Source organism: Enterobacter sp. EGD-HP1, assembly GCF_000733275.2.
Lineage (GTDB): Bacteria > Pseudomonadota > Gammaproteobacteria > Enterobacterales > Enterobacteriaceae > Enterobacter.
The window spans coordinates 1-12,452 of sequence record NZ_AVOP01000021.1; the positions used below are offsets into that span (position 1 = coordinate 1).

Below are 12,452 nucleotides of genomic sequence, written 5' to 3' on the forward strand. Positions count from 1 at the left end.
GAAGGTGGTCTTTTACTGTCGGGTGGCGCTACGCTTACCCGACCTACGAGGCACATGCCCGGTAATGTTCATCACCGGGCATCAACGATTACTCGTTGTCGGAACCGCCCAGACCTGCGTTCAGCAGTTCTGCCAGGCTCGCGGATGCATCTTCAGCAGTCACCTGCGGTGCAGTTGGCAGTTCGCCCGCAGCACGACGACGCATACGATCCTGATGGTATGCATAACCGGTACCCGCCGGGATCAGACGACCCACGATAACGTTCTCTTTCAGACCGCGCAGTTCATCACGCTTACCAGCAACAGCGGCTTCGGTCAGGACACGAGTCGTTTCCTGGAACGATGCTGCAGAGATGAAGGACTCGGTTGCCAGAGACGCTTTGGTGATACCCAGCAGATCGCGCGAGAAGGTCGCACCGATTTTGCCGTTCGCTTCAAGTTCGCGGTTAGCAATCTTGACGCGTGAGTATTCAACCTGCTCGCCTTCCAGGAACTCGGAGCTGCCTGCGTTTTCGATGGTTGCTTTACGCAGCATCTGACGAACGATAACTTCGATGTGCTTATCGTTAATCTTAACGCCCTGCAGACGGTAAACGTCCTGTACTTCGTTGGTGATGTAACGCGTTACCGCGTGTACGCCACGAAGACGCAGAATGTCGTGCGGAGCTTCTGGACCATCGGAAACCACGTCACCACGTTCTACACGTTCACCTTCGAACACGTTGAGCTGACGCCACTTAGGAATCATCTCTTCGTACGGCTCGCTGCCATCTACTGGCGTGATAACCAGACGGCGTTTACCTTTGGTCTCTTTACCGAAGGAAATGATACCGCTGATTTCAGCCAGGATTGCAGGCTCTTTCGGACGACGTGCTTCGAACAGATCCGCAACGCGTGGCAGACCACCGGTGATGTCCTTGGTACCGCTGGATTCCTGTGGAATACGCGCCAGAGCATCACCCGCACCGATCTGAATGCCATCTTCCAGCTGAACGATCGCTTTACCCGGCAGGAAGTACTGCGCAGGCATGTCGGTACCCGGGATCAGAACGTCGTTACCCTGAGCATCAACGATTTTCAGTGCAGGACGCAGATCTTTACCACCGGTAGTACGTTCAGCAGAATCCAGAACCACCAGAGAAGACAGACCGGTCAGCTCGTCGGTCTGACGAGTAATGGTCTGGCCGTCGATCATGTCAGTGAAGCGGATGAAACCACTTACTTCGGTGATAACCGGCATGGTGTGTGGATCCCAGTTTGCAACGGTTTCACCGCCGGCAACCTGCTCGCCATCACCTTTCGCCATAACCGCACCGTAAGGCACTTTATAGCTCTCTTTGGTACGACCGAATTCGTCGATCAGCTTCAGCTCGGTGTTACGAGAGGTCACAACCAGCTTGCCTGCGGAGTTAACAACAGACTTCGCGTTGCTGAGCTTGATGCTACCTTTGTTTTTCACCTGGATGCTGGATTCAGCAGCCGCACGAGATGCCGCACCACCGATGTGGAACGTACGCATCGTCAGCTGTGTACCCGGCTCACCGATGGACTGTGCCGCGATAACGCCGATTGCTTCACCTTTGTTGATGATGTGGCCACGCGCCAGGTCACGACCATAGCAGTGCGCACATACACCAAAGTCGGTGTCACAGGATACAACGGAACGTACTTTCACGGAGTCAACAGAGTTCGCTTCCAGCAGGTCACACCAGTGCTCGTGCAGCAGCGTGTTGCGTGGAACCAGAATGTCTGCAGTACCCGGCTTCAGAATGTCTTCCGCGGTCACACGACCCAGAACGCGATCGCGCAGTGGCTCTTTAACATCACCACCCTCGATAACCGGGGTCATGGTGATACCTTCGAGGGTGCCACAATCGTCTTCGGTCACAACCAGATCCTGCGCAACGTCAACCAGACGACGCGTCAGATAACCGGAGTTCGCTGTTTTCAGTGCGGTATCCGCCAGACCTTTACGAGCACCGTGCGTGGAGATGAAGTACTGGAGTACGTTCAGACCTTCACGGAAGTTCGCGGTGATTGGCGTTTCGATGATGGAGCCATCTGGCTTCGCCATCAGACCACGCATACCTGCCAGCTGACGAATCTGCGCTGCGGAACCACGCGCACCGGAGTCGGCCATCATGTAGATGCTGTTGAAGGAAACCTGCTGCTCTTCTACGCCGTCACGGTTAATGACGGTTTCGGTCTGCAGGTTATCCATCATCGCTTTGGATACACGATCGTTCGCCGCTGCCCAGATATCGATAACTTTGTTATAGCGTTCGCCCGCGGTTACCAGACCAGACTGGAACTGCTCCTGGATCTCAGCAACTTCGGCTTCCGCTTCAGAGATGATCTCGTGTTTCTTCTCTGGGATGACCATGTCATCGATACCAACAGATGCACCTGAACGCGCTGCATAAGCAAAGCCGGTATACATTGTCTGGTCAGCGAAGATAACGGTCGGCTTCAGACCCAGAATGCGGTAACAGGTGTTCAGCATTTTGGAGATCGCTTTCTTGCCCAGCGCCTGGTTGACGATGGAGAAAGGCAGACCTTTCGGTACGATCATCCACAGAATGGCACGGCCAACGGTCGTGTCTTTCAGGCTGGTTTTCGCAACGAATTCGCCGTTTTCATCTTTTTCGTATTCGGTGATACGCACTTTAACGCGCGCATGCAGAGAGGCCAGGCCAGCGCGATAAATACGCTCAGCTTCTTTCGGGCCAGTCAGCACCATGCCTTCGCCTTTGGCGTTAACACAGTCACGGGTCATGTAGTACAGGCCCAATACAACGTCCTGAGAAGGAACGATGATAGGCTCACCGTTCGCTGGGGACAGGATGTTGTTGGTAGACATCATCAGCGCACGCGCTTCGAGCTGGGCTTCCAGCGTCAGCGGTACGTGAACAGCCATCTGGTCACCATCGAAGTCGGCGTTATAGGCCGCACAAACCAGCGGGTGCAGCTGGATAGCTTTACCTTCGATCAGGACTGGCTCAAATGCCTGGATACCCAAACGGTGCAGGGTTGGTGCACGGTTCAGCAGTACCGGGTGTTCGCGGATAACTTCGTCCAGGATATCCCAAACGACAGCTTCTTCACGCTCAACCATTTTCTTAGCGGCTTTGATGGTGGTGGCCAGGCCACGCAGTTCCAGCTTGCCGTAGATGAACGGTTTGAACAGCTCCAGTGCCATTTTCTTCGGCAGACCGCACTGATGCAGACGCAGGTATGGACCTACGGTGATTACAGAACGACCGGAGTAATCAACACGCTTACCGAGCAGGTTCTGACGGAAACGACCCTGTTTACCTTTGATCATGTCGGCCAAAGATTTCAGAGGACGCTTGTTAGAACCGGTGATCGCACGACCGCGACGACCGTTATCCAGCAGGGCATCTACCGCTTCCTGCAGCATACGTTTTTCGTTGCGTACGATGATGTCCGGCGCAGCCAGATCCAGCAGACGTTTCAGACGGTTGTTACGGTTGATAACGCGACGATACAGATCGTTCAGATCGGACGTTGCGAAACGACCACCATCCAGCGGAACCAGTGGACGCAGATCTGGCGGCAGAACCGGCAGAACGGTCAGGATCATCCACTCTGGTTTGTTACCAGACTGAACGAACGCTTCCAGCAGTTTGATACGCTTGGTCAGCTTTTTACGTTTGGTTTCGGAGTTGGTTTCGTTCAGCTCTTCACGCAGCTGCTCGCACTCTTGCTCCAGATCCATGCTCTTCAGCAGGGCCTGAATAGCTTCCGCACCCATCTTCGCGTCGAATTCGTCACCGAACTCTTCCAGCGCATCCAGATACTGCTCTTCAGTCAGGATCTGATGACGTTCCAGGTTCGTCATCCCGCCTTCGATAACCACATAAGATTCGAAGTACAGAACGCGTTCGATATCGCGCAGCGGCATATCCAGCAGCAGACCGATACGGGACGGCAGAGATTTCAGGAACCAGATGTGAGCGGTTGGAGAAGCCAGCTCAATGTGGCCCATGCGCTCACGACGCACTTTGGTCTGGGTCACTTCAACGCCGCACTTCTCACAGATCACACCACGGTGTTTCAGGCGCTTGTACTTACCGCACAGGCACTCGTAATCTTTTACTGGCCCGAAAATACGCGCACAGAAAAGGCCGTCACGCTCAGGTTTGAACGTACGGTAGTTGATGGTTTCCGGCTTTTTAACTTCACCGAAAGACCATGAACGGATCATGTCTGGCGAAGCCAGAGCAATTTTGATCGCATCAAACTCTTCGGTTTTAGTCTGCGCTTTCAGAAACTTTAATAAATCTTTCACGGATTTGCTCCCGTCGGAGTTAGCACAATCTGGTGCCGGGGGTTAACCCGGCACCAGTGACCTGTTTGAGCGAGAATTACTCGTCTTCCAGTTCGATGTTGATACCCAGCGAACGAATCTCTTTCAACAGTACGTTGAAGGATTCTGGCATGCCCGGTTCCATCTGATGGTTGCCGTCCACGATGTTTTTATACATCTTGGTACGACCGTTCACGTCATCAGACTTAACGGTGAGCATTTCCTGCAGGGTGTATGCCGCGCCGTATGCTTCCAGCGCCCACACTTCCATCTCCCCGAAGCGCTGACCACCGAACTGTGCCTTACCACCCAGCGGCTGCTGAGTAACCAGGCTGTAAGAACCGGTAGAACGAGCGTGCATCTTGTCGTCGACCAGGTGGTTCAGTTTCAGCATGTACATGTAACCGACGGTTACCGGACGCTCGAACTGTTCACCGGTACGGCCGTCAAACAGCGTAATCTGACCAGACGTTGGCAGACCACCCAGTTGCAGCAGCTCTTTAATTTCAGCTTCTTTCGCACCGTCGAAGACCGGCGTTGCGATTGGCATACCTTTTTTCAGGTTCTCAGCCAGGCGCAGCACTTCTTCATCGCTGAAGGTATTCAGGTCGACTTTCTGGCGCACATCGGTACCCAGATCGTAGGCACGCTGGATGAATTCGCGCAGTTTCGCGACTTCTTCCTGCTGCTTCAGCATGGCGTTAATCTTGTCGCCGATACCTTTCGCAGCCATACCCAGGTGGGTTTCCAGGATCTGACCAATGTTCATACGAGACGGTACGCCCAGTGGGTTCAGTACGATATCTACCGGCGTACCGTTAGCATCGTGCGGCATATCTTCGATCGGGTTGATCTTAGAGATAACACCCTTGTTACCGTGACGACCTGCCATCTTATCACCAGGCTGGATCTGACGTTTAACGGCCAGATACACCTTAACAATCTTCAGCACGCCTGGTGCCAGATCGTCGCCCTGAGTGATTTTGCGGCGTTTCGCTTCGAGTTTTTTCTCGAACTCGTGTTTCAGTTCGTCATACTGCTCAGCCAGCTGTTCCAGCTGATTTTGTTTCTCTTCGTCGGTCAGGCCCAGTTCCAGCCAGCGATCGCGTGGCAGTTTGTCGAGCTTCTCAGCTTCAACGCCACCGGCAACCAGCACCGCATAGATACGGCTGAACAGACCCGCTTCGAGGATCTGCAGTTCTTCAGACAGGTCTTTCTTAGCCTGTTTGAGCTGCATCTCTTCGATTTCCAGCGCACGCTTATCTTTCTCAACGCCGTCACGGGTGAAGACCTGAACGTCGATAACCGTACCGGAAACACCGTTTGGTACGCGCAGAGAAGAGTCTTTAACGTCAGACGCTTTCTCACCGAAGATTGCACGCAGCAGTTTCTCTTCTGGCGTCAGCTGGGTTTCACCTTTAGGCGTAACCTTACCAACCAGAATGTCGCCGCCGGTCACTTCTGCACCGATGTAAACAATACCGGATTCATCCAGTTTAGAGAGCGCAGCTTCACCCACGTTAGGGATGTCAGCGGTAATCTCTTCTGGCCCCAGCTTGGTGTCACGGGACACACATGCCAGTTCCTGAATGTGGATGGTGGTGAAACGATCTTCCTGAACCACACGCTCGGAGACGAGGATGGAGTCTTCGAAGTTGTAACCGTTCCACGGCATGAACGCTACGCGCATGTTCTGACCGAGCGCCAGTTCACCGAGGTCGGTGGACGGGCCGTCTGCCAGCACGTCGCCGCGCTCAACTGGCTCACCCAGAGATACGCAAGGCATCTGGTTAATACAGGTGTTCTGGTTAGAACGGGTGTATTTGGTCAGGTTATAAATGTCGATACCAGCTTCGCCCGGATACATCTCGTCTTCGTTAACTTTGATAACGATACGGGATGCATCGACGTACTGAACAGTACCGCCACGTTTAGCAACTGCAGTAACACCGGAGTCAACGGCAACAGCACGTTCCATACCGGTACCAACCAGCGGCTTATCAGCGCGCAGAGTTGGAACGGCCTGACGTTGCATGTTCGCACCCATCAATGCACGGTTGGCGTCATCGTGTTCCAGGAACGGGATCAGGGACGCACCGACGGATACCACCTGCTGGGTGGATACGTCCATGTAGTCAACCTGGTCGCGGCTGAACAAGCTGGATTCGCCTTTGCTACGGCAGGTAACCAGATCTTCTACAAAGTGGCCTTCGTCATCCAGGTTGGAGTTCGCCTGAGCGATAACGTAGTTGCCTTCTTCAATAGCAGACAGGTAGTGAATTTCGTCGGTTACAACACCGTCAGTCACTTTACGGTACGGGGTCTCGAGGAAACCGTATTCGTTAGTCTGTGCGTACACGGACAGGGAGTTGATCAGACCGATGTTTGGACCTTCAGGCGTTTCGATTGGACATACGCGACCGTAGTGCGTCGGGTGTACGTCTCGAACTTCAAAGCCTGCGCGTTCACGGGTCAGACCGCCTGGGCCGAGTGCAGAGATACGACGTTTGTGCGTAATCTCAGACAGCGGGTTGTTCTGGTCCATGAACTGAGACAGCTGGCTTGAACCGAAGAACTCTTTCACTGCTGCAGAAATCGGCTTGGCGTTGATCATATCCTGAGGCATCAGGGTATCCAGATCGCCCAGAGACAGACGCTCTTTCACCGCACGCTCTACACGCACCAGGCCAACGCGGAATTGGTTTTCCGCCATTTCGCCTACGGAACGGATACGACGGTTGCCGAGGTGGTCGATATCGTCCACTTCGCCTTTACCGTTACGGATATCAATGAGCTTCTTCATCACTTCGATGATGTCGTCTTTGCTCAGGATACCGGAACCTTCGATTTCGTCGCGCAGCAGAGAACGGTTGAACTTCATACGACCAACCGCGGACAGATCGTAGCGGTCTTCGGAGAAGAACAGGTTCTCGAACAGGCTTTCCGCCGCTTCGCGAGTTGGTGGCTCACCAGGACGCATCATGCGGTAGATTTCTACCAGCGCGCTCAGACGATCGGTGGTTGGGTCGACGCGAATAGTCTCAGAGATATAGGCACCGTGGTCCAGATCGTTGGTGAACAGCGTTTCGATACGTTTGTGGCCAGACTGACTCAGCTTAGCCAGCAGATCCAGGCTCAGCTCCATGTTCGCTGGGCAGATCAGCTCACCCGTTGATTCATCAACGTAATCTTTCGCGGCTACTTTTCCTGCAATGTACTCAACCGGAACTTCGATGAGTTTGATATCATCTTTTTCCAGCTGGCGGATGTGGCGCGCAGTGATACGGCGACCTTTTTCCACATACACTTTGCCGTCGGCTTCGATGTCGAACGACGCGGTCTCACCACGCAGACGTTCCGGCACCAGCTCCATCTGCAGCTTGTTGTCGCGGATTTCAAAGATCACTTTCTCAAAGAACAGGTCCAGGATCTGTTCAGTGGTGTATTGCAGCGCACGCAGAATGATGGTTGCAGGCAGCTTACGACGACGGTCGATACGGACAAACAGGTTGTCTTTCGGATCGAACTCGAAGTCCAGCCATGAACCACGGTAAGGAATGATGCGTGCGTTATACAGTACTTTACCGGAAGAGTGTGTTTTACCTTTATCGCTGTCGAAGAAGACGCCCGGGCTACGATGCAGCTGGGAAACGATAACACGCTCAGTACCGTTGATAACGAAAGTACCGTTGTCCGTCATGAGTGGAATTTCACCCATGTAGACTTCTTGTTCTTTAATGTCTTTTACGGTGCCTTCCGGCGCTTCGCGCTCGTAGATCACCAGACGCAGTTTTACGCGCAGCGGTGCGGAATAGGTCACGCCACGGATCTGACATTCCTGAACGTCAAACACCGGTTCGCCAAGGCGGTAGCTGACGTACTGCAGCTCGGAGTTACCGCTGTAGCTCTGAATCGGGAACACGGAGCGGAAGGCTGCTTCCAGACCGTACTGCCCTTCAGGATCTTGCTCGATAAACTTCTGGAACGAGTCAAGCTGGATAGAAAGGAGATATGGAATGTCCAGAACTTGTGGACGTTTACCAAAATCCTTACGAATACGTTTTTTCTCGGTATAGGAGTAAACCATAGGGTTCCTCAGCTCGCTGACAAGTCGACCCATCTGTCCGACGAAGGGACAGTTTGTGCAACACCATTTTGTGGACCGGAAAATTGAATACTTTCCGCAATACCTGTTGCTATCACGCTTAAATCATTTCGTCGCGATTTACACAGAGCGAGCACCCTGTCGCAATATATTAAGTCGTCGATAGAAACATGCATTGTCAGGACAATCAGCAGTCAAACAGTGTGAAATGCTACTGATGCCTTACAGCGCAAAAAGGCTGGTGACTAAAAAGTCACCAGCCATCAGCCTAATGACTTAGGCTGCAACCAGAAAAGTTGGCTTATTTAACTTCAACTTCAGCGCCAGCTTCTTCCAGAGATTTTTTCAGTGCTTCTGCGTCGTCTTTGCTCACGCCTTCTTTCAGCGCAGCTGGAGCAGATTCTACCAGGTCTTTAGCTTCTTTCAGACCCAGGCCAGTTGCGCCACGTACTGCTTTGATAACAGCAACTTTGTTAGCGCCAGCAGCTTTCAGAATTACGTCGAATTCAGTTTTTTCTTCAGCAGCTTCAGCCGGGCCCGCAGCTACAGCTACAGCAGCAGCAGCAGAAACACCGAATTTTTCTTCCATTGCAGAAATCAGTTCTACAACGTCCATTACGGACATAGCTGCAACTGCTTCAATGATTTGATCTTTAGTGATAGACATTTAAATTGTTCCTGAAAATCAGAATAAGTTTATACGTAAGCGAATGCTTTATAAAGATAACTGCGATTAAGCAGCTTCTTTCGCATCGCGAACAGCAGCCAGAGTGCGAACCAGTTTGCCAGCCGAAGCTTCTTTCATGGTTGCCATCAGGCGTGCAATTGCTTCTTCGTAGGTCGGCAGGGTTGCCAGGCGATCGATTTGCGATGCCGGGATCAACTCACCTTCAAAGGCTGCAGCTTTGACCTCAAATTTTGCATTCGCTTTCGCGAACTCTTTGAACAGACGAGCAGCAGCGCCCGGGTGTTCCATAGAGTATGCAATCAGGGTCGGACCAACAAACGTGTCTTTCAGGCACTCGAACTGAGTACCTTCAACTACGCGACGCAGCAGGGTGTTACGAACAACACGCATGTATACGCCAGCTTCACGACCTGCTTTACGCAGTTCAGTCATTTTGTCTACAGTAACGCCACGGGAATCCGCAACTACTGCAGACAGCGCGCCTTTGGCTACTTCGCTGACTTCAGCAACAATCGCTTGTTTGTCTTGAAGATTTAAAGCCATTAGCTTTGCTCCTGGATGTTTGCCGGAACTCATGTTCCGGAACTCACTTCACTCTCCCCAACGGAAAGAGCGTCTTAATACGGTGAGCAGAAACAAGCCAGAGTATCCAAAAATAATCTTAGCGTTCTGTCACCGTCTACGCAGGGGATTAAGTCTCTTGCGAAACACCTGCGGTCTTCGACGGAGGCCTGGATTAGGCCAGGCTCCAACGAACAAATCTTTTAGCCGCTAACTTTCGTTAGCAAACGTGGGGGTAAGATTGTAGACAAAATCACCGCCCACGTAAAGGCATTAGTTTGCAGCAGCGCTCAGGCCAGCCTGGTCAACTGCAACACCTGCACCCATGGTGGTGGAGATGCTAACTTTCTTGATGTACACGCCTTTCGCCTGAGTTGGTTTTGCTTTTTTCAGCGCAACCAGCAGAGCTTCCAGGTTTTCTTTCAGTTTGTCAGCGTCAAAGTCCACTTTACCGATGGTGGTGTGGATGATGCCGTTTTTGTCGTTACGATAACGAACCTGACCTGCTTTAGCGTTCTTAACCGCTTCAGCAACGTTAGGCGTTACAGTACCCACTTTCGGGTTTGGCATCAGGCCGCGTGGACCCAGAACCTGGCCCAGCTGGCCAACAACGCGCATTGCATCTGGAGAAGCAATAACAACGTCAAAGTTCATTTCGCCTTTCTTGATCTGATCAGCCAGATCTTCCATACCTACCAGTTCAGCGCCGGCAGCTTTAGCAGCTTCAGCGTTTGCACCCTGAGCAAATACAGCTACGCGAACGGAACGGCCAGTACCGTGTGGCAGTACAGTTGCGCCACGAACGTTCTGATCGGATTTACGCGCGTCGATGCCGAGGTTAACGGCAACGTCAACGCTTTCAACGAACTTAGCAGTTGCCAGTTCTTTCAGCAGAGCGATAGCTTCGTTGATGTCGTACTGTTTGGTCGCATCAACTTTGTCACGGATCACGGACATGCGCTTGGTCAGTTTAGCCATTTCTTAGTCCTCCACTACCAGGCCCATGGAACGTGCAGTACCTTCGATTGAGCGAGTCATCGCTTCAATGTCGGCACCAGTCATGTCGGCAGCTTTGGTCTGCGCGATTTCCTGCAGCTGAGCGCGGGAAATTTTACCCACTTTGTCTTTGTTCGGTTTACCGGAACCAGACTTGATACCAGCCGCTTTCTTCAGCAGAACTGCTGCTGGAGGGGTTTTGGTAACGAAAGTGAAAGAACGGTCAGCGTAAACAGTGATTACGACTGGGATTGGCAGACCTTTTTCCAGGGATTCGGTTTTTGCGTTGAACGCTTTACAGAATTCCATGATGTTCACACCCTGCTGACCCAGAGCTGGACCAACTGGTGGACTTGGGTTCGCCATACCAGCTGCAACCTGCAGCTTGACGTAGGCTTGTACTTTCTTAGCCATTCTAAAATCCTCTGATTGGGTAATAGCGCCTCAGGGAGGCTCCCCGTGAATAAAATTCGTTTTACGGGCCGGGGCCCATAAAAACAAAAGGCGCGAAATTGTATTCCAATCTCGCGCCCTGTGCAACGATTAAATCGCCGCTTTTTTGATCGCTGCTTAGGCTTTTTCGACCTGCGCAAAGTCCAGTTCTACCGGGGTCGCACGACCGAAGATAGAAACAGAAACTTTCAGGCGGGACTTCTCGTAGTCCACTTCTTCAACGACGCCGTTAAAGTCAGCAAACGGACCGTCGCTAACACGAACCATTTCACCCGGTTCAAACAGCGTTTTAGGACGCGGCTTATCACCCACCTGCTGCAGGCGGTTCATAATCGCATCAACTTCTTTGTCGCTGATTGGCGCCGGACGGTCAGACGTGCCGCCGATAAAGCCCATCACGCGCGGTACGCTGCGCACCAGGTGCCAGCTCGCGTCGTTCATCACCATCTGAACCAGCACGTAACCCGGGAAGAATTTACGCTCGCTTTTGCGACGTTGGCCGCCACGGATCTCAACCACTTCTTCGGTCGGAACCATAACTTCGCCAAATAACTCTTCCATGTTGTGTAATTTGATATGCTCGCGCAGCGACGTTGCTACGCGGCCTTCAAAACCGGAAAACGCCTGAACGACGTACCAACGCTTTTTAGGGGCTTCAGACATCTTAGAACCTCAGGCCAGTAATAAAGGAAACCAGGCGAACCAGAATACCATCCAGTCCCCACAGGATCAGTGACATTACAGCGGTAACCGCCGCTACGATCAGCGTGGTGTGCAATGTTTCCTGGCGAGTCGGCCAAATGACCTTACGAACTTCGGTACGCGCTTCACGTGCAAAAGCAACGGTTGCTTTACCTTTAGTCGTCAACAGCGCGACACCGCCCGCTGCAGCAATCAGAATCACCACTGCCAGCGCACGGAGCGGCAGCATCATGTCACGATAAAGATAGTTGCCAACGATTGCCACAATCAGCAGCACGGCAACAGCGACCCACTTCATCGCTTCCAGGCCGCGCCCGCTCCCTTGAGCTTCGGTATTCGCACTCATAAACCAACCTGTCAGAAGAATTCTACAAATAATTTCACCCCGCGATTGCGAGGCGAGCCAAATCGAAATAATCCCTTTATGGATTATACGCTCTCTGCAGAGCCTGTCTCAGCAATGATTATGACAAAAATAATCACTGATGAGCCAGGTTCTGATGTGAAAGCGTGCAAAAAGGGCATCAAATGATGCCCTTTTCATGCGCATTGCGTCAAATGTTATCAGCGATTAGCCGAGAACTTTAGCAACCACGCCCGCGCCAACGGTACGGCCA

The 12,452-nt window shown here is 52.5% G+C and carries 8 protein-coding genes; all 8 read right to left on the reverse strand.

All coding sequences use genetic code 11. The features are described 5' to 3' along the window. Window positions 1–88 precede the first annotated feature (88 nt). Window positions 89–4,312 carry a DNA-directed RNA polymerase subunit beta' gene (gene rpoC / locus N037_RS13595; protein WP_032641552.1) on the reverse strand — a complete coding sequence of 1,408 codons (4,224 nt, stop codon included), beginning with the start codon at window positions 4,310–4,312 and terminating at the stop codon, window positions 89–91. Between the two features lie 76 nt (window positions 4,313–4,388). Continuing rightward, window positions 4,389–8,417, reverse strand: coding sequence for a DNA-directed RNA polymerase subunit beta (gene rpoB / locus N037_RS13600; RefSeq protein WP_023334099.1), 4,029 nt, complete (start codon window positions 8,415–8,417; stop codon window positions 4,389–4,391). Window positions 8,418–8,736: 319 nt separating this feature from the next. Next, the gene (gene rplL, locus N037_RS13605) at window positions 8,737–9,102 is read right to left on the reverse strand and encodes a 50S ribosomal protein L7/L12 (RefSeq protein ID WP_006176746.1); all 366 of its coding nucleotides are present in this window, start codon (window positions 9,100–9,102) and stop codon (window positions 8,737–8,739) included. 66 nt (window positions 9,103–9,168) lie between these two features. Then, the gene (rplJ, locus tag N037_RS13610; RefSeq protein WP_001207203.1) at window positions 9,169–9,666 is read right to left on the reverse strand and encodes a 50S ribosomal protein L10; all 498 of its coding nucleotides are present in this window, start codon (window positions 9,664–9,666) and stop codon (window positions 9,169–9,171) included. Window positions 9,667–9,957: 291 nt separating this feature from the next. After that, a complete protein-coding gene (gene rplA, locus N037_RS13615) occupies window positions 9,958–10,662 on the reverse strand; it encodes a 50S ribosomal protein L1 (protein ID WP_006810530.1) in 705 nt (234 codons plus the stop codon). A gap of 3 nt (window positions 10,663–10,665) precedes the next feature. Continuing rightward, on the reverse strand, window positions 10,666–11,094 hold the full coding sequence (gene rplK / locus N037_RS13620; protein ID WP_008503452.1) for a 50S ribosomal protein L11: 429 nt from the start codon (window positions 11,092–11,094) through the stop codon (window positions 10,666–10,668). Between the two features lie 156 nt (window positions 11,095–11,250). Beyond that, window positions 11,251–11,796 (reverse strand): transcription termination/antitermination protein NusG, encoded by a 546-nt coding sequence (gene nusG / locus N037_RS13625; RefSeq protein ID WP_002438628.1) that lies wholly within the window; start codon window positions 11,794–11,796, stop codon window positions 11,251–11,253. 1 nt (window position 11,797) lies between these two features. Continuing rightward, window positions 11,798–12,181 (reverse strand): preprotein translocase subunit SecE, encoded by a 384-nt coding sequence (secE, locus tag N037_RS13630; protein WP_014068449.1) that lies wholly within the window; start codon window positions 12,179–12,181, stop codon window positions 11,798–11,800. Window positions 12,182–12,452 lie beyond the last annotated feature (271 nt).

Bases quoted from the DNA above. Each gene is read 5' to 3' on its own strand.
- rpoB (WP_023334099.1), bottom strand. From the start codon at position 8,417: ATGGTTTACTCCTATACCGAGAAAAAACGTATTCGTAAGGATTTTGGT.
- rplL (WP_006176746.1), bottom strand. From the start codon at position 9,102: ATGTCTATCACTAAAGATCAAATCATTGAAGCAGTTGCAGCTATGTCC.
- rplJ (WP_001207203.1), bottom strand. From the start codon at position 9,666: ATGGCTTTAAATCTTCAAGACAAACAAGCGATTGTTGCTGAAGTCAGC.
- rplA (WP_006810530.1), bottom strand. From the start codon at position 10,662: ATGGCTAAACTGACCAAGCGCATGTCCGTGATCCGTGACAAAGTTGAT.
- rplK (WP_008503452.1), bottom strand. From the start codon at position 11,094: ATGGCTAAGAAAGTACAAGCCTACGTCAAGCTGCAGGTTGCAGCTGGT.
- nusG (WP_002438628.1), bottom strand. From the start codon at position 11,796: ATGTCTGAAGCCCCTAAAAAGCGTTGGTACGTCGTTCAGGCGTTTTCC.
- secE (WP_014068449.1), bottom strand. From the start codon at position 12,181: ATGAGTGCGAATACCGAAGCTCAAGGGAGCGGGCGCGGCCTGGAAGCG.